General features: G+C 66.1%; 22 protein-coding genes. 8 read left to right on the top strand and 14 right to left on the bottom strand.

Annotated features, from left to right (window positions below; all coding sequences use genetic code 11):
- Positions 1–66: 66 nt before the first annotated feature.
- Entirely contained in the window at positions 67–996 is a 930-nt protein-coding gene (locus C6Y53_RS16120) for a LysR family transcriptional regulator (RefSeq protein ID WP_106473375.1), read from the bottom strand.
- 87 nt (positions 997–1083) lie between these two features.
- On the opposite strand from C6Y53_RS16120, the gene C6Y53_RS16115 reads away from it, so the two are divergent.
- From C6Y53_RS16115 to C6Y53_RS16095, 5 genes are all read left to right on the top strand, one after another.
- Positions 1084–1887 carry a shikimate dehydrogenase family protein gene (locus C6Y53_RS16115; RefSeq protein ID WP_106473374.1) on the top strand — a complete coding sequence of 268 codons (804 nt, stop codon included), beginning with the start codon at positions 1084–1086 and terminating at the stop codon, positions 1885–1887.
- 183 nt (positions 1888–2070) lie between these two features.
- Positions 2071–3102 (top strand): ABC transporter substrate-binding protein, encoded by a 1032-nt coding sequence (locus tag C6Y53_RS16110; RefSeq protein ID WP_106473373.1) that lies wholly within the window; start codon positions 2071–2073, stop codon positions 3100–3102.
- Positions 3103–3117: 15 nt separating this feature from the next.
- Complete coding sequence (locus tag C6Y53_RS16105) at positions 3118–3885, top strand: ABC transporter ATP-binding protein (protein ID WP_106473372.1); 768 nt, start codon at positions 3118–3120, stop codon at positions 3883–3885.
- 68 nt (positions 3886–3953) lie between these two features.
- Entirely contained in the window at positions 3954–4778 is an 825-nt protein-coding gene (locus tag C6Y53_RS16100) for an ABC transporter permease (RefSeq protein WP_211299407.1), read from the top strand.
- On the top strand, positions 4778–6046 hold the full coding sequence (locus C6Y53_RS16095) for an FAD-dependent oxidoreductase (protein ID WP_106473371.1): 1269 nt from the start codon (positions 4778–4780) through the stop codon (positions 6044–6046). The genes C6Y53_RS16100 and C6Y53_RS16095 overlap by 1 nt, the downstream gene beginning before the upstream one ends.
- Before the next feature lie 21 nt (positions 6047–6067).
- On the opposite strand, the gene C6Y53_RS16090 is transcribed toward C6Y53_RS16095, so the two are convergent.
- From C6Y53_RS16090 to C6Y53_RS16040, 11 genes are all read right to left on the bottom strand, one after another.
- Positions 6068–8242 (bottom strand): anthranilate synthase component I, encoded by a 2175-nt coding sequence (locus C6Y53_RS16090; RefSeq protein ID WP_106473370.1) that lies wholly within the window; start codon positions 8240–8242, stop codon positions 6068–6070.
- 300 nt (positions 8243–8542) lie between these two features.
- On the bottom strand, positions 8543–8917 hold the full coding sequence (locus C6Y53_RS16085) for a cupin domain-containing protein (protein WP_106473369.1): 375 nt from the start codon (positions 8915–8917) through the stop codon (positions 8543–8545).
- On the bottom strand, positions 8914–9951 hold the full coding sequence (pta, locus tag C6Y53_RS16080; protein ID WP_106473368.1) for a phosphate acetyltransferase: 1038 nt from the start codon (positions 9949–9951) through the stop codon (positions 8914–8916). Before pta ends, C6Y53_RS16085 begins: the two co-directional genes overlap by 4 nt.
- A 15-nt stretch (positions 9952–9966) precedes the next feature.
- Positions 9967–11016 (bottom strand): YeiH family protein, encoded by a 1050-nt coding sequence (locus tag C6Y53_RS16075; protein ID WP_106473367.1) that lies wholly within the window; start codon positions 11014–11016, stop codon positions 9967–9969.
- Between the two features lie 104 nt (positions 11017–11120).
- Complete coding sequence (gene xsc, locus C6Y53_RS16070) at positions 11121–12893, bottom strand: sulfoacetaldehyde acetyltransferase (protein WP_106473366.1); 1773 nt, start codon at positions 12891–12893, stop codon at positions 11121–11123.
- Positions 12894–12933: 40 nt separating this feature from the next.
- Complete coding sequence (locus C6Y53_RS16065) at positions 12934–14340, bottom strand: NAD(P)/FAD-dependent oxidoreductase (protein WP_106473365.1); 1407 nt, start codon at positions 14338–14340, stop codon at positions 12934–12936.
- A gap of 32 nt (positions 14341–14372) precedes the next feature.
- Positions 14373–14759: a nuclear transport factor 2 family protein gene (locus C6Y53_RS16060; RefSeq protein ID WP_106473364.1), complete on the bottom strand. Its 387-nt coding sequence runs from the start codon at positions 14757–14759 to the stop codon at positions 14373–14375.
- A 30-nt stretch (positions 14760–14789) separates the two neighbouring features.
- Positions 14790–15284 (bottom strand): universal stress protein, encoded by a 495-nt coding sequence (locus tag C6Y53_RS16055; RefSeq protein ID WP_106473363.1) that lies wholly within the window; start codon positions 15282–15284, stop codon positions 14790–14792.
- A 17-nt stretch (positions 15285–15301) separates the two neighbouring features.
- Entirely contained in the window at positions 15302–16642 is a 1341-nt protein-coding gene (locus tag C6Y53_RS16050) for a TRAP transporter large permease (protein WP_106473362.1), read from the bottom strand.
- Between the two features lie 17 nt (positions 16643–16659).
- On the bottom strand, positions 16660–17196 hold the full coding sequence (locus C6Y53_RS16045; protein ID WP_106473361.1) for a TRAP transporter small permease: 537 nt from the start codon (positions 17194–17196) through the stop codon (positions 16660–16662).
- Positions 17197–17262: 66 nt separating this feature from the next.
- Positions 17263–18279, bottom strand: a complete 1017-nt coding sequence (locus C6Y53_RS16040; protein WP_106473360.1) for a TRAP transporter substrate-binding protein — start codon at positions 18277–18279, stop codon at positions 17263–17265.
- Positions 18280–18448: 169 nt separating this feature from the next.
- Between C6Y53_RS16040 and C6Y53_RS16035 the strand changes: the two genes are divergently transcribed.
- Positions 18449–19369: a LysR family transcriptional regulator gene (locus tag C6Y53_RS16035; protein ID WP_106473359.1), complete on the top strand. Its 921-nt coding sequence runs from the start codon at positions 18449–18451 to the stop codon at positions 19367–19369.
- Positions 19370–19399: 30 nt separating this feature from the next.
- On the opposite strand, the gene C6Y53_RS16030 is transcribed toward C6Y53_RS16035, so the two are convergent.
- Positions 19400–20317 (bottom strand): LysR substrate-binding domain-containing protein, encoded by a 918-nt coding sequence (locus C6Y53_RS16030; RefSeq protein WP_106473358.1) that lies wholly within the window; start codon positions 20315–20317, stop codon positions 19400–19402.
- A gap of 135 nt (positions 20318–20452) precedes the next feature.
- Between C6Y53_RS16030 and katG the strand changes: the two genes are divergently transcribed.
- Positions 20453–22633 carry a catalase/peroxidase HPI gene (gene katG, locus C6Y53_RS16025; RefSeq protein WP_106473357.1) on the top strand — a complete coding sequence of 727 codons (2181 nt, stop codon included), beginning with the start codon at positions 20453–20455 and terminating at the stop codon, positions 22631–22633.
- Positions 22634–22765: 132 nt separating this feature from the next.
- On the opposite strand, the gene C6Y53_RS16020 is transcribed toward katG, so the two are convergent.
- Positions 22766–23569, bottom strand: coding sequence for a crotonase/enoyl-CoA hydratase family protein (locus C6Y53_RS16020; protein ID WP_106473356.1), 804 nt, complete (start codon positions 23567–23569; stop codon positions 22766–22768).
- Between the two features lie 101 nt (positions 23570–23670).
- Here C6Y53_RS16020 and C6Y53_RS16015 point away from each other — a divergent pair, with 101 nt between their 5' ends.
- Positions 23671–23865: a SlyX family protein gene (locus C6Y53_RS16015; protein ID WP_106473355.1), complete on the top strand. Its 195-nt coding sequence runs from the start codon at positions 23671–23673 to the stop codon at positions 23863–23865.
- Positions 23866–23885 lie beyond the last annotated feature (20 nt).

Below are 23885 nucleotides of genomic sequence, written 5' to 3'. Positions count from 1 at the left end.
CCGGATACTGCCCCGGCGGGCGGGCGATGCTCCACCGCCATGTTTGCGGCGAACCATAGAGACAGACTATGGCCGCGCCCGTTCCTCCGCGCCGTATTCGTCGGGAAAGCCCAGTTCGCCCACCGCCTGCACGAGGCTCGACAACACCGTCCGGACTTCGGCCCCGTCGCGCTTGTCGGCCAGACAATGCAGCAGCACCGGCTGGCGCGGCGATCCCTCCAGCGGAAGCACCGTCAGCCCCGGGTCGCTGAGCCCGAGACTGGACAATTCGTCCTGCAACGCGATCCCGAACCCTTCGCGCATCAGGCAGGGCGCAGACTGGGCAAACCGTGTCTCGATCGAGATGTTGGGCTCGATCCCGGCCTGGTCGAAAATGCCGCGCACGAACCGGCCGTGCGGCGTGTTGGGATGAAAGAAGATCAGCGGCTCGGTGGCGATGTCGTGGATCGTCACGCGGCCCTGCGCGGCAAGCCGGTGATCGGACGGCACCACGCAGACCATGCCGATCGACGAGACACGGAACGAGGCGATACCGGGATCCTCGATCGGAAAGATGGTGATCGTGCAATCGCCCTCGGCAAACCAAAGGTAGTCGCGGTTCTGCATCATCGACAGCGTGTCCATGCGCAGCTGCGTCCCCGGGCGACGGCGGGCGAAGATCGACAGCGCGCGGGGTCCGAGCCCCTGGCTGACCGAGGGCGAGACGCCCATGCGGAACACCGAATGCTGGCCGCGCACCACATCCATCACGGTCTGCGACAGCCGCTCGAACGCGGACATGGACGGGGTGGTCGCCTCGAAAATCTGTTGCGCGGTCGCGGTCGGCCGCAGCCGGGCACCGGAGCGGTCGAACAGCGCAACGCCCAGCACATCCTCGAGCCGCTTCAGGGTGTTGGTTGCGGTGGGTTGCGCGATGCCGAGCATCTGCGCCGCGCCGCTGATCGAACCGGTCAGCATGACCGCCCGGAACACTTCGAGCTGACGAAACGTGATCATGCGCAATGTCCGTGAACAGACCTGCCGGGCTTGACAGCCCGGATTTTGTAGAGAGATTTCAGGCGCTATGCAAACCCGCCCTGCGACATGACCCGACCCGGCCCGCATTACCCCGATGCCGGCGCCCGCATCGCCTTCATGATCGGGCATCCGGTGGCGCAGACCGCCCTGCCCGCCCAGATCAACGCGCAGGCGGCCGAACGGCGTGCCGGTTTCGTCATGGTGCCCCTCGACCTGCGCCCGCCCGCGTTGCCGGGGTTTCTCGACAGCCTGCGGGGGATCGCCAACTGCGCCGGGGCGGTTCTGACCGCGCCGCACAAACAGGCGGCGGCCGGTCTCGTCGATGACCGGACGGCGGCGGCCGATCTCGCCGGGGCGGTCAATCTCGTGCTGCGGCACAGGAATGGGCGGCTTTCCGGCGACAATACCGATGGCGCGGGGTTCGTCGCGGCCCTGCGCGCTGCGCGGTTCAGGATCGAACCCGCGCGCGTGCTGCTGTTCGGATGCGGCGGCGCCGGTGCCGCCATCGCGGCGGCGCTGACGCAGGCCGGCACCGGGCGCATCGACCTCGTCGATACCGACCAGGCGCGGGCCGACGACCTGGCCGGCCGGCTGGTCGGGTGTCCCGTGCGCGCGATCCCGGCCCCGGCCAGCGTCGCGGCCTATGATCTGGTCTGCAATGCTACCGCCATCGGCGCCGACGGGCGGGCGATGGTGCATCCGTTGACCGGGCTGCGCACGGGCGCCATGGTGGCCGATGTCATCGGCCATCCCGCCCGGACGCCGTTCCTGCAAGAGGCCGAGCGGCGCGGCGCGCGCATCCAGACCGGCCCCGAGATGGCCCGCGGCCAGATGCCGCTGATCTTGGAGAAATTCGGCTGGCTTGCGTGATATAGCACGACGCTATGGGCAGCCGGAGAGTTCGCGCTTTCCTCACCCGTCGAATTACGCCAGACTTGGCGCGCCATTTGCTGCCGGCGCATGACATGCGCGCGCCGGTGGTCAAGAGACTGTGGCCAAGGGACTGAGGCCAATAGCCTGTGGCCAAGACATGAAAGCACCAAGGGAGGAAACATGTTGAACGCAAGATTGACACGCCGGCGCTGGCTCGCCGGGCTGATGGTGGTCGCCAGCGGCTTCGCCGGGCTGACCGCGACCGCGTCGCTGGCGCAGGACAAGGTGACGCTGGGCGCGCTGCGCTTTACCAGCCACGGCGCGGGCTTCGTCGCCTTCGAAAAGGGCTATTTCGCCGACGAGGGCATCGACCTCGAGCTCGAATTCTTCCAGGCGGCGCAGCCGATTGCCGTCGCCACCGCCAGCGGCGATGTCGATTTCGGCGTCACCGGCGTCACCGGCGGGCTGATGAACCTGGCGGAAAAGAACGCGATCCGCATCGTCGGCGGCGTCCTGCATGAAAAGAAGGGCTATGACGGCATGATGGTGCTGGCGTCGAACCAGGCCTATGACGCCGGGCTGAAGACCATCGACGACATGCCCGGCCATTCGGTGTCGATGACCCAGGTCGGCTCGACCTTCCACTACATGACCAGCCGCATCGCCGAGGCCAAGGGCTGGGACATGTCCGAGATGAAGATGGTGCCGCTGCAGAAGGTCGGGGCCATGGTCGCCGCGATCAAGTCGGGCCAGACCGACATCATGATCATGGTGCCGCATATCGCCAAGGCGCTGGCCGGGTCCGGCGCGGCCAAGGAAATCGGCTGGCTCAACGAATATGTCGAATACCAGATCTCGACCATGATCACGAGCGTCGACAATATCGAGAACAACCGCGACATGGTCGAACGGTTCATCCGCGCCTATTCAAAAGGCATCGCCGACATGAACCGGGTCTTCCTCGATCCCGATGCCGACCCGGCGGAAAAGGAAGAGCTGACCAGGATCATCCACAAATACGTCTATGCCGACCGGCCCTATGACAAGGCGGCGCCGTCGATCCAGAACGGTGCGATGTTCCTGAACGAAGGGGCGGCGCTGAACGTGACCGATATCGCCAAGCAGATGCAGTGGTTCACGGATGAAGGCCTGGTCGATGCCGATCTGACGGTGGAGCAGCTGGTCGATACCAGCTTTGTCGAAGCCTACTGAGACCGGGGCCCGGGGATGGATCTGAAGGTCAGGAACCTGTCGCATCGCTACGACGATCTCGAGGTGCTGAGGAATATCGACCTGACGATTTCCCAGGGCGAGATCGTCTGCGTGATCGGTCCCTCGGGCTGCGGGAAATCGACATTGCTGCGGCTCTTGGGCGGGCTGGAACGCCCGACCGAAGGCAGCGTGATGCAGGTGGGAGAGCCGCCAGCCGGCTCTCTCAACCCGCTGACCTATGTGTTCCAGGACTTCGCGCTCCTGCCCTGGCGCACGGTCGAAAAGAACATCTCGCTGGTGCTCGAAGGCCATCGGCTCGACCCGGCCGAGACCGAGGTGCGGATCGCGGATGTGCTGGAGCGCACGCGGCTGTCCGATTTCCGCAAGGCGGTGCCGAAACAACTGTCCGGCGGGATGAAACAACGGGTCGCCATCGCGCGGGCGCTGGCGGTCAACCCGGCGGTGCTGATGATGGACGAACCGCTCTCGGCGCTCGACAGCCAGACCCGCGAGTTGCTGATGGACGACCTGATCGACCTGTGGACGCGGGAGAATTTCACCTCGTGCTATATCACCCACAACCTGGCCGAAGCCGTCCGGCTGGGCCACAAGGTGGTGGTCCTGTCGCGCCGCCCCGGCGTGATCCGGGAGATCGTAGAGATCGACATGCCGCTGGCCGAACGCACCGTGTCGAACGCCGAGATCGGCGAGATCCAGCAGCGCCTGTGGAACATGATGCGCGACGAGGCCCAGAGCGCGGACATGGAGCTGGCCGGCGGGTGACCCGCCCACGCCTTTCCCCGCCCCGAACAAAGCCCAGAATGAGACCCTGAACAGCAAGAGGATCTGCCGTGGTCGACCTGCCCGCCAACAGCACTCAGGACAGTGCAACCGAACGCCCGGTGCCGTTCCGCGGCGGGGGGTTTCTGCCCCGGCCGCGGCGGTTCGTGGGTATCGCCGTTTTCGCGGCGATCCTGATCCTGTGGGAACTGGGGTCGCGGCTGGGCATCATCTCGGCGCTGGTGCTGCCCGCCCCGAGCGAGGCCTTCGAGGCGCTGGCCGATCTCGCCCGCTCGGGCAACCTGCAGAAACATCTCGGCGCCTCGCTGCAACGGCTGGTGATCGGGTTCACCTGCGGCTCCATCCTGGGGCTGATCGTCGGCACCGCGATCGGGCTGAATTCGCTGGCACGCGCGGCCCTTTCGCCGCTGGTCTCGGCGATCTTTCCGATCCCGAAAATCGCGCTGCTGCCGCTGTTCATCATCTGGTTCGGCATCGGCGAGGGCTCCAAGGTCGCGACCATCCTGTTCGGGTCGTTCTTTCCCACCGTGATCGCCACCTATGGCGGCATCGACAATGTCGACCGTGCGCTGATCCGAATGGGGCAGAGCTTCAACCTGTCGCGCTGGGACATCGTCCGCAAGATCGTGCTGCCCGCCGCCCTGCCCGCGATCCTGTCGGGCATGCGCATCTCGGCCTCGATCTCGATCATCCTGCTGGTCGCCGCCGAAATGATCGGCGCGGAATACGGCATCGGCGCCTATGTGCTGCTGGCCGGCAACCTGATGTCCACCGACCAGCTGATCGCCGGGGTGGCGATGCTGTCGACGCTGGGGCTGATCGTGAACTGGCTGATCGGCCGGGCCGAACGCTATTTCCTGAGCTGGAGAAACTGATGCCGCGCCATGAAACCCAATACGATGTCGTGGTTGCGGGCGGTGGCGCCGGCGGCGTCGGCGCGGCGCTCGGCGCGGCACGGGCCGGCGCGCGGGTCGCGCTGGTCGAGAAATACGGCTTCCTGGGCGGCGCCGCGACCAATGCGCAGGTGCTGGCCTATTGCGGGTTCTTCCATCAGGGCGCCGACCCGGTTCAGGCCGTGGCCGGGGCCGGTGAGATCGTGCTGGATGAAATGCGCCGGCTCGGCGTCGCCTGCACGCCCTACCATTCGCCGACCACCGGCAACTGGATCGTGCTGCTCGATCCCGAACGGCTCAAGATCGCGCTGGACCGGGTGCTGATGGCGCATGGCGTCGATGTCTTCCTGCACAGCCGGGTCGCCGCGGCCAGTCGCACCGCCGAGCGCGTCGAAAGCGTGACCGTCGCCGGGATGGATGGCCGGTTTCGCCTGATCGCCGAGAGCTTTGTCGATGCCAGCGGCGATGCCAACCTGGCGCTGGTGCTGGGGCAGCCGATGCGCCTCGGCGATGGCGAGGGCCGGATCCAGGCCTATTCGATGCCGATCCGGGTCAGCGGGCTGGCCGCGGATACCGCGATCGACCGGGCCCGCATGATCCGGGCGATCGAGCTGTTCAACACCCGGTCGCCGCACCGGATCGACCGCACCGATGGCGGGATCTACACGCGGGTGCCGGCATCGTCGGATTTCTGGTGGCTGGTGATCGACCGCGCCATGCCCGACCTGTCGTCGCAGAGCTTTACCCGCGCCGAACAGACCGGGCGGGAAATGGCGCTGCTGCTGGTCGACGTGCTGCGTGAAACCGTCCCCGGTTTCGAGGGCGCGTGGCTCGCGCAGACCGGCCCGCAGATCGGGGTGCGCGAAACCCGTCACCCGGCGGCGCGCTACGAGATCGGGCATGGCGACGTGATCCGCGGGCGGCTGCGTGAAGACGGGGTGGCCCGCGCCGCCTGGCCGATCGAGCTGCATTCCGAGGCGGGCAGGCCGATCTACGAACAGGTCGGCGGCAAGGGCTATTACCACATCCCGCTCGACGCGCTGCACGCCCGCGGGATCGAAAACCTGTGGTATGCGGGCCGGGTGATCGGCGCCGACCCGCGCGCCTACGGGTCGATCCGGGTGATGGGCACCGCCTTTGCCAGCGGCGACGCGGCCGGGGTTGCCGCCGCCCTGACCGCCCGGACCGGGGCCGCGCCCGATGCCGGGCCGGTACGGGCGGTGTTGCAGGATCTCGGCGCGCTGATCTGACGACCGGCCAGCCCGCCCCGCCTATTCGGCGGCGCGGGTCCGCGCGGCGCGGTCGACCAGCCGCGTGACCGCGTTTTCGATCATGCGGATGCCGGCCTCCTGCCCGAGAGACATGATCGATTCGGGATGGAACTGGACCGCCGCCACCGGCAGGTCGGCATGTTCCACGCCCATCACCACGCCATCCGCCGTGCTGGCCGTCACCCGCAGCGCATCCGGCAGGGTATCGCGCCGCGCAAACAGCGAATGATACCGCCCGATGGTGATCTGTTCGGGCAGGTCGGCAAACACGGTGCCCGCATCATGCACGGTGATCCGCGACGGTTTGCCATGCATCGGGTCGTCGAGCTGCGCCAGCTCCGCCCCGAAATACTCGGCAATCGCCTGCAACCCGAGGCAGACACCGAACACCGGCAGCCCCCGCCCCAGCGCCAGCTCGATGGTCGCCCGGCAGTCGAAATCGCGCGGGTTTCCCGGACCGGGCGACAGCACCACCAGGTCGGGGCGATAATTGTCCAGCACATCCCCGGCCAGCGGGCTGCGCGTGGTCATGACCTCGGCCCCGGTCTGCCGGAAATAATTGGCCAGCGTATGCACGAAACTGTCCTCGTGATCGACCAGCAGGATCCGCCTACCCGTGGCCACCGGCGCGCGCCAGCCGTCCCCGGCGGCCGCGTTGGACCGCATGTCGCCGCGCACCGCCGCGCGCATGGCCGACGCCTTCAGTTCGGTTTCGGCCTCTTCGTCATCGGGGTCGCTGTCATTGAGCAGCGTGGCCCCGGCACGCACCTCGGCCACGCCGTTCTTGATCCGCACCGTGCGCAGGGTCAGCCCGGTATTCATGTCGCCGTTGAACTGCACCGCGCCGATCGCGCCGCCATACCAGTATCGCGCCGATTTCTCATGCGCCTCGATGAACCGCATCGCCCAGAGTTTCGGCGCGCCGGTCACGGTCACCGCCCAGGCATGGGACAGGAAGGCATCGAACGCGTCCATGTCCTCGCGCAGCACGCCCTCGATGTGATCGACGGTGTGGATCAGCCGCGAATACATCTCGATCTGGCGCCGCCCGATCACCCGCACCGATCCGGGCACGCAGACGCGGCTCTTGTCGTTGCGGTCCACGTCCGAACACATGGTCAGTTCGCTTTCGTCCTTCTCGGACTGCAGCAGCTTGAGGATCTGTTCGCTGTCCTCGATGGCATCGGCGCCGCGCCTGATCGTGCCCGAGATCGGGCAGGTTTCGACCCGCCGGCCGGTGACGCGCACGAACATCTCGGGGCTGGCGCCGACCAGGTATTCCTGTTCGCCGAGGTTCATCAGGAACCCGAACGGCGCCGGGTTGATTTTCTTCAGCCGCCGGAAGATCGCCGAGGGCTGATCGTGGCAGGGTTCATAGAACACCTGACCCGGCACCACCTCGAACAGGTCGCCGCGCCGGAAGCTCTGCTTGGCCTCGCGCACCAGCGCGGCATATTCTCCGGGCTCGTGATCGCCGCGCGGCACGCTCTCGGGCCCCTGCCGGAACGGCTCGGCCCGCCCGCGCCGGTCCAGCCCCGCCGTGTCCAGGTCGCCCTGCGCAAAGTCGTAACGATAGGTGTAGGAGCTGGTCGAATAATGGTCGGTGATCAGCAGCTCGTCGACCAGGAACAGCACCAGGTCGCGCTGGTCCGGCTTGCGGTCCAGTTTCAGCTCGACCGGTTCGAACTGAAAGGCCAGGTCATAGCCGAAGGCCCCGTAGAGCCCCAGGTGGCTGTCCTCATCGGTGTGAAACAGCGCGGAAATCTCGCGCAGCACCGAGAACACCGACGGCGCACGCGAGCGTTCGTCCTCGTTCAGGATCCGGCCCGGCTGTGCGATCCGCAGCGCCAGCCCGTCATCGCGGTCCTTCAGCGTGTCGACGGCCTCGAGGGTTTCCAGCGCCGGCCGCAGGATCCGCATCAGGATGCGCCCGCGATCATTGAGCGCGGTCAGCCGCATGTCACGGCCACGCGCCTCGATCATCAGCGGCGGGTTGGAAAAGCCGAATTCCCAGCGGTTGTAGCGGCCGGGATATTCGTAATTCGATGCAAACAGGGCGCCGAGTTCGGAATCGAGCCGGTCGATCAGTGCCGCGGATGCCTCGAGGAACGGCGCGGGCGCACCACGGCGCGTTACGCGCACGCCCCCGTCGGTGACAAAGGTCAGGTCTTTCATGGTCTGTGGATCTCGCTGTCAAAGGGCGCGCGGGCCCCGTGGAATGGTCCGGGTCGGGCGGCGGTCAGCGCCACCGCTTGGTCAAAGCCTGTCCTCGCCATCGATGCCCGCCCATGCGACCGCACCCCCGTCGTGATCCTGTGCCTGCTCTAGCAAGCGGGTCGACCGAAGTAAACGCCGAACCGGGCCGCCAGAGCCGCCACGCGGCCAAAGGTCACGACAACGGGGCCGCGTCACCCGGTGCGGCAATGCGTGACAGCGCCCCTGCTCGCACCGGTGGCGGGGCAGGCAATATGGGGGTCAGCTTTCCGGGCCGGTGTCGCGGATCACAAAATGCTTGGTGGTGGTTTCGATGACTTCCCAATAGCCCCGGAACCCGTCGGGGATCAGGAACGACGCACCGGTGCGGAACTCGCGCCTTGTGCCGTCCTCGTGAACCAGCGCGCAATGGCCCGACACGATATAGCAATATTCATCCTTGTCGGTGAACGCGTGCCACTTGCCCGGCGTCGAGGTCCAGGTTCCCGCCGTCAGCCGCCCGTCCGGGCTGGTGAAATGCACACCGGTCCGGTGGTGCGGATCGCCGGCGACCACGCGGTCGGGCAGATCGGACAGACGGCGCGATCCGGTCGATGCCGGCGCATCATGGGTCAGGTCGATGACATGGGTGGTCATTGGGCGCGCTCCTCGGTGACGGTATTGGTCGCCTTCAACGCATCGGCCTGGGCGGCGGTGACGGCGATCATGTGCAGGATGTCCTCGGCGGAACATCCGCGCGACAGGTCGTTCGCGGGCTGGGCCAGGCCCTGGAGGATCGGGCCGATGGCATGGGCACCACCGACGCGCTGCGCGATCTTGTAGGCGATGTTGCCGCTTTCCAGGTTCGGGAACACGAACACGTTGGCGTTGCCACCCAAGGGCGAGCTTTCCGCCTTCTTGGCGGCCACGTCGGGAACGAAGGCCGCGTCGAATTGCAGGTCGCCGTCGATCATCAGGCCGGGATCCGCCTTGCGTGCGATCCCGGTGGCCTCGGTCACCTTCGACACCGATTTGTGGCTGGCGCTGCCATGGGTCGAAAAGGACAGCATCGCCACCCGCGGCTCCTCGCCGATCAGCGCCCGGAACGACCCGGCCGAGGACAGCGCGATCTGGGCCATCTCTTCGGCATCGGGGTCGATCACCAGACCGCTGTCGGCAAAGATATGGGCGCCCTTGCGGGCATGGTGGTCGGCGCAGAACAGCATCAGGAAGAAACTGGAGATCAGCGTGGTTCCCGGCGCCGGCCCGATCACCTGAATCGCGGTCCGGACGATCTCGGCGGTTGTCGCCACCGCACCGCCCACGGTGCCGTCCGCATGTCCCGATTTCACCATCAGCGCCGCGAAGACATGGGGCGACTGCACCGCCGCCCGTGCCTCGTCCTCGGTCACGCCCTTGTGCCTGCGCAGGTCGTGGTAGAGCGCGACAAACGCCTCTGTCAGCGGCGACTGGGCGGGATCCTGGATCTCGATCCCGTCGCCCTGTCCGGCACCGGCCGCGGCCAGCCGGGCCGCGATGTCGTCGCTGTCGCCGACCAGGACGACCTGCCCCACACCCTGCGCGCGCGCCGCCACCGCCGCCTCGATGGCGCGCGGGTCGGCACCCTCGCTCAGAACGATCCTGCGTTTTGACCGCGCGGCGTTTTTCAATAGGATTTCCAGGGGCTTCATGGTTGTCTACCCTTGCTAGTGAGCGATCAGCGTGACGCCTGCGAGAACGAAGATCGCAATGAAAACGGTTTCGGCGACGATCAGGGCGATGGCCTGGCCGCCGACATCGAGAATGCGCTTGAGCGAGGTTTTCATGCCGACCGCCGCGATCGACACCAGCAGCGCCCATCGCGACAGGCCCGACATCGCCTCGACCACGATTGCCGGGATCAGGCCCAGCGAATTCAGCGTGGCGAAGATCAGGAACCCGACCACGAAGGCGGGCAGGACCGGCGGGCGCTTGCCTTCGGTTGCGGTGTCCTCGGCATAGCGGCGCACCAGCACCGAGATGACCAGCACCACCGGCGCCAGCATCGCCACCCGGATCAGCTTGACCAGCGTGGCGACCTCGCCGACCTCGTCCGACACCGAGAACCCGGCCCCGACCACCTGCGCCACGTCATGGATCGTGCCGCCCAGGAACACGCCCGACACCTCATCGCTGAAATCGAAGAGCTCGGTCAGGATCGGGTAGAGGATCATCGCCAGGGTCGACAGCACGGTGACGCTGAGCACGGTGAAGATCAGGTTGCGTTCGGAATGTTCGTTGCGCGGCAGCACCGCCGAGATCGCCATCGCCGCCGAGGCGCCGCAGATCGCCACCGATCCGCCGGTCAGCAGCCCGAAACGCCAGCCCCGGTTCAGCATCCGCGCGCCCAGCAGGCCGAACAGGATCGTCAGCACCACGCCCAGCACCACCACCGCGATCAGGTGCGGCCCCAGTCCGATCATCAGCTCGGCGCTGATCCGCGCGCCCAGCAGCGCCACGCCGAAACGCAGCACCGTGCGGGCGGTGAACTCGATCCCCGGCTTGCAGGTCCCGCCCCCCTCGCCCGCCTGTTCCTCGGCCAGGAAATGAAAGGCGATGCCCAGCAGCAGCGCCATCAGCATCGCCGGGGCGCCGTAATGTTCCGACAGGAACTGCGCCGCCACCGCAATGACGACGGAGACCAGGAATCCGCGCCAGTTGTCATCGAGAAACGCGACCAGCCGGGACGTTCGCGTGGTAGCCGGGTTTGCCTGCATCAGGGTCTTCCTCTGGCAACAAAGGGGCCGTGCCCTGTCCCGGAACGGCAGGGGTCATGGGCACGGCAGGTGCCGGGGCGGTGGTCCGCCCCGGCCGGGGAGGATCAGGCCTGCGCCTTCATGTCGGCGGCGTCGATCCCGGCCACGCTGACCGGTTTCTTCATCGCGTCGCGGCGGAACGGTTCGCCCAGCTCCTGGTTCAGCATCACCTCGATGAAGGTGGTCTTGCCCTCCTTCATCTGCCGGGTGACGGCCTTGTTCAGCTCGTCCGTCAGCTCGGCCATGGTGGACACCGCCACGCCGTCGACGCCGCAGGCCCGGGCGATGCCCGCATAGCTGACCTCGGTCGACAGTTCGGTGCCGACGAAATTGTCGTCGAACCACAGGGTCGTGTTCCGCTTTTCGGCGCCCCACTGGTAGTTGCGGAAGATCACCATGGTGATCGCCGGCCAGTCGTCGCGGTTCACCGACACCATTTCGTTCATCGAGATGCCAAATGCGCCGTCACCGGCAAAGCCCACGACGGGCGTGTCCGGGCAGGCGATCTTGGCGCCGCAGATGGCCGGGAAACCGTAGCCGCAGGGACCGAACAGGCCCGGCGCCAGGTATTTGCGGCCCTCCTCGAAGGACGGGTAGGCATTGCCGATGGCGCAGTTGTTGCCGATATCCGACGAGATGATCGCCTCTTTCGGCAGCGCCGCCTGGATCGCCCGCCAGGCCATGCGCGGGCTCATCTTCTCCGGCTCGCGGCCACGGGCGCGTTCGTTCCAGGTGGTGCCCGGATCGTCGTCCTCGTGATCCATCGAGGTCAGCTCCTGCGCCCATTTCGACTTGGTGGTCGAAATCAGCTCCTTGCGGGTCTCGCGCCCGGCATCGCCGGCATTGGCGGCCAGCTGCGCCATGATGCCCTGCGCCACCTTCTTGGCGTCTCCTACGATGCCGACCGTCACCGGCTTGGTCAGGCCGATCCGGTCCGGGTTGATGTCGACCTGGATGATCCTGGCGTCGCGCGGCCAGTAGTCGATGCCATAGCCCGGCAGGGTCGAGAACGGGTTCAGCCGGGTCCCGAGCGCCAGCACCACGTCGGCCTTCGAGATCAGCTCCATCCCCGCCTTGGACCCGTTATAGCCCAGCGGGCCGGCAAAGAGCGGATGCGAACCGGGGAAGGCGTCATTGTGCTGATAGCCGACGCAGACCGGCGCATCGAGCCGCTCGGCCAGTGCCATCGATTCGGCCACCGCACCGCCCAGCACCACGCCGGCGCCGTTCAGGATCACCGGGAACTCGGCCTCCGAGAGCAGCCGCGCCGCCTCGGTCACCGCCCGTTCGCCGCCCGCGGGACGTTCGAACTCGACCACCGCCGGCAGGTCGATGTCGATCACCTGGGTCCAGAAATCGCGCGGGATGTTGATCTGGGCCGGGGCCGAGGCCCGCTTGGCCTGCAGGATCACCCGGTTCAGCACCTCGGCCATGCGGGTCGGGTCGCGGACCTCTTCCTGGTAGGCGACCATGTCCTCGAGCAACGCCATCTGTTCGACTTCCTGGAACCCGCCCTGCCCCAGCGTCTTGTTTGCCGCCTGCGGTGTCACCACCAGCAGCGGGGTGTGGTTCCAGTAGGCGGTCTTGATCGGCGTCACCAGGCTGGTGATCCCAGGGCCGTTCTGGGCGACCATCATCGACATCCGCCCCGATGCGCGGGTGAAGCCATCCGCCATCATCCCGGCATTGCATTCATGCGCACAGTCGAAAAACTTGATCCCGGCCGCCGGAAACAGGTCCGAAATCGGCATCATCGCGGATCCGATGATCCCAAATGCATGATCGATGCCATGCATCTGCAATACCTTCACAAAGGCTTCTTCCGTCGTCATTTTCATAAGAGGGTCCTCTTTTTGGCAGATATGGGATGTTGTCAGATCAGATGACTTCATCGTTGAGATAATACCAGACATAAGCCACGCGCTGGCCCAGTCGGCGGAACGGTGTGAGCAGGCCGTGGCTGGGCAGGGGCGAGGTGAAGATCGGCAGCCGGAACGCCTCGTCCGACTTGTCCCCGGCGACCAGCTGGGCCATGCGGCGCCCGGCCTGGGCGGAATACATCACGCCGTTACCGCCATAGCCCATCGCATAGAAGATGCGCTCGTCCGGATTGGGCTGGAAGATGCGCGGCATCATGTCGTGGCTCACGTCCACCCAACCCCACCAAGAATAATCCAGGTTGATATCCTCCAGCGCCGGAAACTTGCGCGCCAGCCCCTTGCGCAGCAGCTGGAGATGGCGGTCGTTCTCCGCGTCGCGCCCGGTCACGGCGCTGCGGCTTCCGATCTGCATCCGGTTGTCGGGCAGCAGGCGGTAGTAATGCCGCAGCGTGCGCGTGTCGGTCAGCGGCGACATGGTCCGGATGCCGCAGTCGTCTAGTTCGGATTGCGTCAGCGGGCGCGTCACCATCGAGTTCGACAGGATCGGCATCAGCCGGTGCCGGGTCCGCCGGTTCAGGCCGGGCGGCGTGTAGCCGGCGGTAGCCAGCGCGACCGATTTCGCGCGCACGGTCCCACCCGGCGTGCGCAAATGATGCACCCCGTTCTTGGTTTCCCAGCCCATCACCGGCGAGCCGCTGTGGATCTTCACCCCCAGACGGCGGGCCATCCGGATGTAACCGAACGCCAGCTTGGCCGCGTGGATACAGGTCCCGTCCGGTTCCCACAGCGCGCCCGCGCCCTCCATGTCCCGGACGTGCTGTTTGTGCAGCTCGTCGCGTTCGATGATCCGCGAACCATAGCCGAACACATCGTTCAGCAGCGCGCTTTCCTTGCGCAGGCTGCCCATCGCCTTGTCCCGGTGGGCAATGTAGTAGTGCCCGCCGAGCTGCGGATCGCAGTCGATGTCATCCTGTGCGATCAGGTCGTTGAACAGCTCGAACGCCTCGGTCACCTCCCGGTGCATCGCCTTGGCCACGTCGACGCCCCAGCGCTGGATCCACTGCGACCGCTTGAGACGGCCCGAGGAGATCTGCGCCTGCCCGCCGTTGCGGGTCGAACAGCCCCAGGCCGAGGTGTTGGCTTCGAGCACGACACATTGGATGCCGTGGTCCCGGGCCAGGTGGATGGCGGTCGACAGCCCGGTATAGCCCGAGCCGACGACGACCACATCGGCATCGATGTCGCCGGATACCGGGCCGTCATCCTCGGGCGGCGTGCCGGCGGTGCCGATCCAGTAGGTCGGCGCATAGTCGCGGTTGTGGCCCGGCCCGGCATCGATGATGGGGTCGTATTTCGGGTCATAGCTGGATTGGGGCCAGTGGCGAGGAATCGTATCGTCAACCATGACGGGTGCTCCCAGTAGGACTTGGTCGGGGGTCAGGCCTTGAACATCGGCCGGGATTTGCGCAGCGCCTGCTTCACGACGATCTTGCCGTCCCGCAGGGTGAACAGATCGGCGCCCTCGGCCTCGATCCGCATGCCATCGGCGTCGGTGCCGGAAAAGGTCCATTCCGACACCGCGCGGTCCCCGTGCACGAAGTGGCCGTGGTGATCCCAATGGGCATCCTTCATGCCCGCCCAGACCGCCGAGAACGCGGCCGCGATGGCCTCGGCGCCGTCGACCCGGTTGCCGAATTTCTCGTCGCCGCCGACGGTGTAGAACACGCAGTCTTCCGCGAAATGGGTCATCACGCCGTCAATATCGTGACGGTTGAACGCGTCGAAGGTCTCGGCCAGGTCCCGGGCCGTCAGTGTCTTGGTCATGGGTTTGTCTTTCTTGTTGTCAGTCAGGGGTCAGGTCTGTTCCGAATAGGGAACGATCAGTGTCGGTATCCTCGACCGGCGCAAGACGCGCTTGGCGACGGTGCCGAGAAAAGTGTGCGAAATGCCGTGGTCATGCGCGCCCAGAACGATCAGGTCGCAGCCCATCTGCTCGGACCGGCGCAGGATGACCTCGGCGGGGTGACCGTCGGTGACCTCGACCGATGTCACCAGATCGCGAATCCCGGCATCCTCGCCCTCGAACTGCGCCCAGAACCGGGCCTGCCGCTCGGCCAGCAGCTGGCGCACCATCTCGTGGCGGCGCCTTTCGGCGGTCTTGCGGGTTTCCTCGTTGAGAATGAACATCTCGAAGGTGATCCTGGCATCGTCCGAGATCGGTTCGTTCACATGCAGGACATGGATCTCGGCCCCGGTCGCCTGCGCCAGGCTGGCCGTGTATTTCAGCGCCTGGGTCGAGTTGCGCGTCAACGCCGTGGCGAACAGGATGCTTGTGACCATGGGTTTCATCGGAACGGCCTTTCGGATCAGTAGCCAAGCAGGCGGGGCAGCCAGAGCGAGAGTTGCGGGAAGAAGGCGATGATGAAGATCGCGACCGTGTTCGCGGCGGCAAAGGGCAGCGCCCGCAGGGAAATCTGTTCGATCGAGATGTTCGAGATGCCCGAGGCGATGAACAGGTTCTCGCCCAGCGGCGGGGTCTGGAACCCGATACCCAGGGTGCACACCATGACCACGCCGAAATGGATCGGGTCGATCCCCACCGAATAGGCGACCGGCAGCATCACCGGCACCAGGATCAGGATGGTGGCCAGGGTTTCCATGAACATGCCGACGAAGAGCAGGAAGAAGATGATCAGCGCCCAGATCACATAGAGGCTGTCGGTAAAGCTGAGCATGCCCTCGGCGATGATCGCCGGGATCTGGTTTTCCACCAGCAGGCGGCCGAACACGGTTGCGGTGAACAGGATCAGCAGCACGCGCCCGGTCAGCCATGTGGTCGCCTCGAGCGACTGGAACAGCGACGCCCAGGTCAGTTCACGATAGATGAACACGCCGATCACGAGGGTATAGAAGATCGCGACGATGGCGGCCTCGGTCGGGGTGAAGAACCCGGTATAGATACCGCCCAGGATCACCAGCGGCGCCATCAGGGACCAGAAGCCGCGATACATCTCGCACAGCACGTTGCGCGCCGACCAGCCTTCGCCCATGCCCTTGTAGCCGCGCTGCTTCGACATGAAGTAGTTCAGGATCAGCAGGCTGGTGGCGATCAGGAAGGCCGGGACGAACCCCGCGATGAACAGTTTGGAGATCGACACCGACTGGAAGGTGCCGAATTTCTCGACCGCTTCCGGCGGCGGCGCCATGCCCAGCGCGGCGATGCCGAAGATGACCATCGGGATCGACGGCGGGATGATGATGCCCAACCCGCCCGACGAGGCGGTGATCGCCGAGGCATAGCCGCGTTCGTAGCCGCGGTTGATCATCGCCGGGATCATCAGCATCCCCACGGCGGCGGTGGTGGCCGGGCCCGACCCCGAGATCGCGCCGAAGAACAGGCAGGCCATGACGGTTGCGGCCGAGATGCCACCGGTAAAGGGTCCGGCCAGGCTTTCGGCGACGTTGATCAGCCGTTTCGAGATGCCGGCCGCCTCCATCAGCGCCCCGGCCAGGATGAAGGCGGGCAGCGCCATCAGCGGGAAGGCCCCGACCGAGGTAAAGGCGATCTGCACGAACTTGATCGGATTCTCGCCCAGATACAAAAACGAGATCAGCGATGCGACACCCAGCGCCACCGTGATCGGCGCCCCGATGAGCAGCAGAACCAGGAAGGACCCAAAGAGGATCGATACGATTTCGGTTTCCATGACGCGTCCTCCCCGCTTCAGCCGTGCTTCGCCGCGTCGGTGGCGGCCTTGATTTCGTCGAGATCGATCTGGTCGGGATCGGCGATGTCCTCGCCCCGGACCAGGCGGCGGTAATTCACCTGGAGAACGCGGAAGGTCATCAGCGCAAAGGCGATGGGAAGCACCATGTAGATGTACTTCATCTCGACCCCCAGCGTCTGGGATTTCCAGAACTTGTTCATCTTGTTGAACACGAAATCCGTGGCCAGGTAGAGGAAGTAGACGTTGAAGAAGAGCCAGAACAGATCGGCGAAAGCCTCGATATACTTGATCGACCCTTCGGGCAGGAACCTGAACTGGAACGTGACGCGGTTATGCGCGCCCTTCAGGGCGGCATAGCTGGCCCCGAAATAGACGAACCACACGAACATGTAGACCGACAGTTCCTCGATCCAGCTGAAGGAATGGCCGAACACCTCGCGCGAGACGATCTGCACGAACAACAGGCAGACAAAGCCGGACAGCAATATCCTGCAGATGACGCTTTCGAGATTGTTCAGGATCTTCCAGAACATGCGGTTTCCCTCCTCCCGGTGCGGAAAGAGCGCGCCAGCGCTCTTCCCAGTATCGCGGCGTGGCGATTACTGCTGGACCGGGTCGCGGCCGATCGCGGCCAGGACCTCGTTCAGCTTCTCGACACCGCCGATGGAGTCGTAGAATTGCGGCCACACGCCTTCGGTGGCCAGCTGGATGAACTCGGCCTCGTCATTCTCGGGATCGACGATTTCCATGCCCTTGGCGATCAGCTCCTCCTTGATCGCGGCCTCGGAGTCGCGCAGGAACTGGGCCGATTTCCTGGTCGCTTCCTGCCCTGCTTCGAGGATCATCTTCTGGTCGTCCTCGCTGAGATCCTGGAACACGGCCTCGGACACGATCAGCGGCTCGATCGAGAAGATGTAGCGCAGGTTGGTGACGTGGTTCTGAACCTCGTAGAACTTCATCGCGTTGATGGTCATGTACGGGTTGTCCTGACCGTCGACCACCTTGGTCTGCAGACCGGTGAAGGTCTCCGACCAGGCCATCGGTGTCGGATTGATGCCCCAGGACTTGTAGGTTTCGATCATGATTTCGTTCTTGGGAACGCGGATGACCAGGTCCTGCAGGTCGGCGACCGAAACCACCGGTTTCTTGGAATTGGTGAGCCGGCGGAAGCCGGTATAGGTCCAGGCGATGATGCGCACGCCGGCGTCACGCAGGGTGTTTTCGGTCAGTTCCTGTCCGATCGGCCCCTGGGTCAGGGTTTCCGCGTCCTCGAGGCTGAGAATGACATAAGGCAGGGTGAACACGCCCACCGACGGCGAGAACGGGGTGACGTTGTTGATCGCCAGCAGCGACATGTCCAGCGTGCCGATGGCGGCTTCGTTCACGGTGTCCTGCTCGGAGCCGAGCTGGCCGTTCAGGAACAGGGTGGCGGTGTGTGCGCCGCCCGATTTCTGCTCGAGCGCCTCGATGAAGAACTTGCCTGTGGCTTCCTGCGGGCTGCCCGCGCTGTCGCCCACGGCGATCTTGAAGTTCTTGGCATCCGCCGCGCCCGCGGCCATCAGGGCCACGGTCGATACGGCTGCGGCCAGCGTGCAGACCTTTTTCACAAATGTCATGGGATCCTCCCGGTGCGTTGATTTCAACTGTCCAAAGCGCAAACCGGAATGCCCTCTCCTGTCGCACCCTCCAGCAAGGCTCGGCTTCGGTGCGGGATCATTAGCTTGCGAATTGATACCTTAAAATGTAAACTTTTGAGCGTAAGGTTTCACAATCATCGAACGTTTCATGGCCAAGAAAGCACTCGTCAAGCAGATCGTCGATGCCGACCTGAAGCTCCTGCGCATCTTCAAGGCGGTGGTCGAAAGCGGCGGCCTGTCGGCTGCCGAAACCGAGCTGAACATCGGCCGGTCGACGATCTCGAAATACATCTCGGACCTCGAGATCCGGCTGGACCTGACCCTGTGCACGCGCGGCCCGGCGGGATTTTCGGTGACCGATGACGGCAGGCGCGTTCTGGATGCGCTCGAGCAGTTGCTGTCGGCGGTGTCGCATTTCCGCACCGAGGTGAACGCGATCAAGCAGAAGCTCGCCGGGACGATCCGGATTTCGCTGTTCGACCTGTGCGCGTCGAACCCCGAATCGCATGTGGCGCGCGCGATCCGCAAATTCAACGAAACCGCGCCCGAGGTTCAGGTCGAGCTGTCGATGGAGCCGCCCAACGTGATCGAATCGCTGGTGATCGGCGGGCATATCGATGTCGGCGTGATCGCCGAGCACCGGCCCTCGGCCAGCCTGACCTACATGCCGATCTATGGCGAGGACATGTTTCTCTATTGCGGCCATGAACACCGGTTCTTCGGCCTGCGCGACGACGATCTCGATCTCGACGGCGTGCGCTCGGCCAATTATGCCGGGCTGAGCGTCAATTCACCCAACCTGCATGTCGGCCAGCAGCTCAAGCTGCGGCGGTCGGCAACCGTGCAGAGCGAACATGCGCTGACGCTGCTCATCCTGTCGGGCCGCTATGTCGGGTTCCTGCCCGATCACCTGGCCCGCCCTTTCGTCGACAAGACCATGATGCGGGCGGTGCTGCCCGAGCAGATCAACTATCGGTCCACCTTTGCCGCCGTCACGCGTAAGACCCCGGCGCCGAACCGGATCACGCGGCTGTTTCTCGACACGCTGGTGCAGGAGCATTCCGGATAGGGCACCCATCGGCAGGGCGGGCCTGTCGGCTCAGGCCTCCGCCGCCCGCCGGTCGCGCAGCGACGCGGCCGCCTGCCGCACGATCCCGGCGATCCGCAGATACTGGTCGGCCAGCGGGCTCGTCCCGCGCCAGATCATGCCGATGGTCCGGGTCGGCTCGGGATCGCTGAACCGGGCCACCGACACCGCCGCGGACCGGGTTTCGACCGGGATCGCCATTTCCGGGATCAGCGTCACGCCGATCCCGGCGCCGACCATCTGCACCAAGGTGGACAGGGTGGTGCCGTCGAGCGTCTCCCGCGCCTGGTTCGATTGCAGGTCGCAGAAGGCCAGCGCCTGTTCGCGGAAACAATGCCCTTCCTCCAGCAGCAGCAACCGCATCTCGCGCAGCATGTCCCGGTCCAGAACCGGCTTGTCCCGGTCGGCCTCGGGGCGGACCAGGACGAACGCCTCGTCGAACAGCGCCACCTCGGTCAGGGTCGGGTCCGAGATCGGCAGCGCGACGATGGCGGTGTCGATCCGGCCCTCGGCGAGGTCCTTCAGCAGGTTCGTCGTCATCGTTTCGCGGACCTGCACATCGACACCCGAAAACGTGCCCGAGAGCCGTTCGACGATGGCGGGCAGCAGATAGGGCGCGATGGTCGGAATGATGCCGATGCGCAACTGCCCGATCCACTGGTCCTGCGCGGCGCGGGCCAGGTCGCCCAGTTCGTTCACCGCCCTCAGGATCTCGCGCGACCGGGCCAGGAATTCGCGGCCCAGCGTCGTCAGCCTGACCTGCCGCGGCGTCCGTTCGAACAGGGCATTGCCCAGCGCCTCCTCGAGTTCCCTGATCTGCACCGACAGCGCCGGTTGCGAGACGGCGCAGGCCTCGGCGGCGCGTCCGAAATGGCCGTGCCGGGCCAGGGCGTCGAAATAGCGGAGCTGTCGCAGCGTGATGTTCTTCATAATGCAAAGTTATCATCGGTATTGGATAATGCAATTTCCCGTTATCGGCCGGCTGCGCTAATCTGGTCGCGGAACATCGGATCGCCGTCCGGTCGTCGATCCGAGCTATCGCAAGGTCTCAACGGGAGCAAAATCATGGACGGAAACATCACGGGGAAATGCCCCGTCGCGCATGGCGCCACCAACGTGGGCATGCGGTCGAACGAAGACTGGTGGCCGAACCAGCTCAATCTTCGCATCCTGCATCAGAATTCGGCCAAGTCCGACCCGATGGGCGCGGATTTCGACTATGCCGAGGCGTTCGGCAAGCTCGATCTCGACGCGATCAAGTCGGATCTCACCGCGCTGATGACCGACAGCCAGGACTGGTGGCCGGCGGATTACGGCCACTATGGCGGCCTGTTCATCCGCATGGCCTGGCACAGCGCCGGAACCTATCGCGTGAGCGACGGGCGCGGCGGCGCGGGCACCGGGCAGCAGCGATTCGCGCCGCTGAACTCGTGGCCGGACAACGGCAATCTCGACAAGGCCCGCCGCCTGCTGTGGCCGATCAAGCAGAAATACGGCGACAGCATCTCCTGGGCCGACCTGCTGATCCTGGCCGGCAATGTCGCCATCGAATCGATGGGCGGCCCGACGCTGGGTTTCGCCGGTGGGCGTCCCGATGTCTGGGAACCCGAGGAAGACACCTATTGGGGATCGGAAACCGAGTGGCTGGCCACGTCGGACCAGCCCGACAGCCGCTATTCCGGCGACCGCGACCTGGCAAACCCGCTGGCCGCCGTGCAGATGGGCCTGATCTACGTCAACCCCGAAGGCCCGGACGGCCAGCCCGACGTGCTGGCGTCTGGCCGCGACGTGCGCGAGACCTTTGCCCGCATGGCGATGAATGACGAGGAAACCGTGGCCCTGGTCGCCGGTGGCCACACCTTCGGCAAGGGCCACGGCGCGGGCGACCCGGCGCTGGTCGGACCCGAACCCGAAGCCGCCCCGATCGAGGCGATGGGGCTGGGCTGGATCAACGGCCATGGCAGCGGCTCGGGCGACGACACCACGACCAGCGGCATCGAAGGCGCCTGGACCGCGAACCCGACCCGGTGGGACAACGGCTATTTCGACCTGCTGTTCGGTTATGACTGGAACCTGACCAAGAGCCCTTCGGGCGCCTGGATCTGGGAACCGGCCAATGTCACCGAGGAGGACATGGCCCCGCAGGCGCATGACCCCTCGAAGAAGGTCAAGACCATGATGACCACCGCCGACATGGCGATGCGCATGGATCCGATCTATGGCCCGATCTCGCGGCGGTTCCATGAAAACCCCGACCAGTTCGCCGATGCCTTTGCCCGCGCCTGGTTCAAGCTGACCCACCGCGACATGGGCCCGCGCGCGCGGTATCTGGGCAAGGAGGTGCCGCAGGAACAGTTCATCTGGCAGGATCCGATCCCGGCATCCGAAACCGACCTGTCCGACGCCGATGTCACCGCGCTGAAGGCGAAACTGCTGGAGACGGGCCTGAGCGTCGCGGACCTGGTCAGGACCGCCTGGGCGTCCGCCTCGACCTTCCGTGGGTCCGACATGCGCGGCGGCGCCAACGGTGCGCGGATCCGGCTGGAGCCGATGGTGCGATGGGAAGCCAACGACCCCGAAAACCTGCGGCGCGTGCTGGGCGTTCTCGAAGACCTGCGCGCCGGGTTCGGCAAACCGGTTTCGATGGCCGACCTGATCGTGATCGGCGGCGCGGCCGCGATCGAGAAGGCCGCCGCCGACGCGGGCCACGACATCGAGGTGCCCTGCACGCTGGGGCGCGGCGACGCGACCCAGGACCAGACCGAGGTCGACAGCGTGGCCTGGCTCGAACCGGCGGCGGACGGGTTCCGGAATTTCCAGAAACGTCAGTTCACGGTTTCGCCCGAGGAATTGCTGGTCGACAAGGCGCAACTGCTGGGGCTGACCGCGCCGGAAATGACCGTCCTGGTCGGCGGGATGCGGGCCTTGGGCGCCAACCACGGCGGCAGCGCCCACGGTGTCCTGACCGATCGCGCCGGCACGCTGACCAGTGATTTCTTCGTGAACCTGCTGGACATGGGCACCGCCTGGACCGACCGCGGCAACGGCATCTACGAAGGCCGCGCGCGCGGTTCGGACGATATCAGGTGGACGGCGACGCGTGTCGACCTGGTGTTCGGCTCCAATGCGCAGTTGCGCGCGCTGGCCGAGGTCTATGGCCAGCAGACCGCGGGCGCCAAGTTCGTCGCCGATTTCGTCGCGGCCTGGAACAAGGTGATGAACGCGGATCGCTACGATCTGGCCTGACCGACTTGGCCTGACCGACTTGGCCTGACCGCCGGTCAGAGCCTGTGACGGCAACAGCGCGGCGTGTCGGACCCCCGATGCGCCGCCTGTTTCCCGGTTGCATCCGGGGGTGCCCGCCGCGCGGCCCCCGTTTCAGATATCGCCGAAATCTCCGCCGCGCCCCCGACCGCCGGCAAACCGGGCCGCGCCGGCGCGGCCTTCGGCGACAAAGGCCGTGGCCGACACCCATTCCCGGCGCAGGGCGGCGGCCAGCTCGGCACCGGGCATCCGTGCCGTCAGGTGGTCGGCCAGCATGCAGGCCTGCGGGAACCGCACCAGGTCGGCGGCGATGGCACGCGCGGTGTCCAGCGCCGCGCCCGCCGCGCAGACCCGGTTGGCGAACCCCAGCGACAGCGCCTCGTCCGCCTGAACCGGGCGGCCGGTCAGGATCAGGTCGCTGGCCCGCCCCTGCCCCAGGATGCGCGGCAACCGCACCGTTCCGCCGTCGATCAGCGGCACCCCCCAGCGGCGGCAGAACACACCGGTCACCGCGCCCTGCGCCATCACCCGCATATCGCACCAGGCGGCCAGTTCCATGCCACCGGCCACCGCCGGGCCCTCGATCGCGGCGATCACCGGTTTCGACGGCATCAGCCGCGACGGCCCCATCGGCCCCGGGCGCGGATCGCGCTGCGGATCGGTCCAACCGGCGGGGATGTCCAGCGACGCGATCCAGTCGTCGGCCTCGCCCGCCCCGGCCGCCTTGAGATCGAACCCCGCGCAGAAAAATCCGCCCCGGCCGGTCAGGATCATCACCCGTTGCGCCGGGTCCGCCTCGAATGCCAGGACGGCATCGAACAGCAGCCGCGCGGTGGCCGGGTCGACCGCGTTGCGGCAGCCGGGCCGGTCGATGGTGACGGTGGTGATCCCGTCCTGCGTTTCCACGCTGATGGTCATGGCTGTCCTCCCGGTCGCAGGATTCCCCCGGCGCTCGTGGCGCGCAACACCATTGGCGCGATGACGTTACGGCGCTATCACCGGAACAAAGGGGACCGAACATGCAGCATCTCGAAGAACGCATTGCGCATCTGATCCGCACCGTGGACGATCTCGACGAGGTGGTGACCGCGCAACAGGCCGAGATCGACCGGCTGACCCGGCGGGTCGAGATGCTGATGCAGCGCGAAGCCGAACGCGAGGCCCAGGGCACCGGCGGCGTGGTGCTGGGCGACGAAAGGCCGCCGCATTACTGAGCCTGCCCGCGCCGGGGGCG

The organism is Pukyongiella litopenaei (genome assembly GCF_003008555.2).
GTDB lineage: Bacteria > Pseudomonadota > Alphaproteobacteria > Rhodobacterales > Rhodobacteraceae > Pukyongiella > Pukyongiella litopenaei.
Note: the sequence above shows the minus strand (reverse complement) of the source record. Positions and strands in the feature narration are given on the sequence as shown.

Bases quoted from the DNA above. Each gene is read 5' to 3' on its own strand.
- C6Y53_RS16120 (WP_106473375.1), bottom strand. From the start codon at position 996: ATGATCACGTTTCGTCAGCTCGAAGTGTTCCGGGCGGTCATGCTGACC.
- C6Y53_RS16115 (WP_106473374.1), top strand. From the start codon at position 1,084: ATGACCCGACCCGGCCCGCATTACCCCGATGCCGGCGCCCGCATCGCC.
- C6Y53_RS16110 (WP_106473373.1), top strand. From the start codon at position 2,071: ATGTTGAACGCAAGATTGACACGCCGGCGCTGGCTCGCCGGGCTGATG.
- C6Y53_RS16105 (WP_106473372.1), top strand. From the start codon at position 3,118: ATGGATCTGAAGGTCAGGAACCTGTCGCATCGCTACGACGATCTCGAG.
- C6Y53_RS16095 (WP_106473371.1), top strand. From the start codon at position 4,778: ATGCCGCGCCATGAAACCCAATACGATGTCGTGGTTGCGGGCGGTGGC.
- C6Y53_RS16090 (WP_106473370.1), bottom strand. From the start codon at position 8,242: ATGAAAGACCTGACCTTTGTCACCGACGGGGGCGTGCGCGTAACGCGC.
- C6Y53_RS16085 (WP_106473369.1), bottom strand. From the start codon at position 8,917: ATGACCACCCATGTCATCGACCTGACCCATGATGCGCCGGCATCGACC.
- pta (WP_106473368.1), bottom strand. From the start codon at position 9,951: ATGAAGCCCCTGGAAATCCTATTGAAAAACGCCGCGCGGTCAAAACGC.
- C6Y53_RS16075 (WP_106473367.1), bottom strand. From the start codon at position 11,016: ATGCAGGCAAACCCGGCTACCACGCGAACGTCCCGGCTGGTCGCGTTT.
- xsc (WP_106473366.1), bottom strand. From the start codon at position 12,893: ATGAAAATGACGACGGAAGAAGCCTTTGTGAAGGTATTGCAGATGCAT.
- C6Y53_RS16065 (WP_106473365.1), bottom strand. From the start codon at position 14,340: ATGGTTGACGATACGATTCCTCGCCACTGGCCCCAATCCAGCTATGAC.
- C6Y53_RS16060 (WP_106473364.1), bottom strand. From the start codon at position 14,759: ATGACCAAGACACTGACGGCCCGGGACCTGGCCGAGACCTTCGACGCG.
- C6Y53_RS16055 (WP_106473363.1), bottom strand. From the start codon at position 15,284: ATGAAACCCATGGTCACAAGCATCCTGTTCGCCACGGCGTTGACGCGC.
- C6Y53_RS16050 (WP_106473362.1), bottom strand. From the start codon at position 16,642: ATGGAAACCGAAATCGTATCGATCCTCTTTGGGTCCTTCCTGGTTCTG.
- C6Y53_RS16045 (WP_106473361.1), bottom strand. From the start codon at position 17,196: ATGTTCTGGAAGATCCTGAACAATCTCGAAAGCGTCATCTGCAGGATA.
- C6Y53_RS16040 (WP_106473360.1), bottom strand. From the start codon at position 18,279: ATGACATTTGTGAAAAAGGTCTGCACGCTGGCCGCAGCCGTATCGACC.
- C6Y53_RS16035 (WP_106473359.1), top strand. From the start codon at position 18,449: ATGGCCAAGAAAGCACTCGTCAAGCAGATCGTCGATGCCGACCTGAAG.
- C6Y53_RS16030 (WP_106473358.1), bottom strand. From the start codon at position 20,317: ATGAAGAACATCACGCTGCGACAGCTCCGCTATTTCGACGCCCTGGCC.
- katG (WP_106473357.1), top strand. From the start codon at position 20,453: ATGGACGGAAACATCACGGGGAAATGCCCCGTCGCGCATGGCGCCACC.
- C6Y53_RS16020 (WP_106473356.1), bottom strand. From the start codon at position 23,569: ATGACCATCAGCGTGGAAACGCAGGACGGGATCACCACCGTCACCATC.
- C6Y53_RS16015 (WP_106473355.1), top strand. From the start codon at position 23,671: ATGCAGCATCTCGAAGAACGCATTGCGCATCTGATCCGCACCGTGGAC.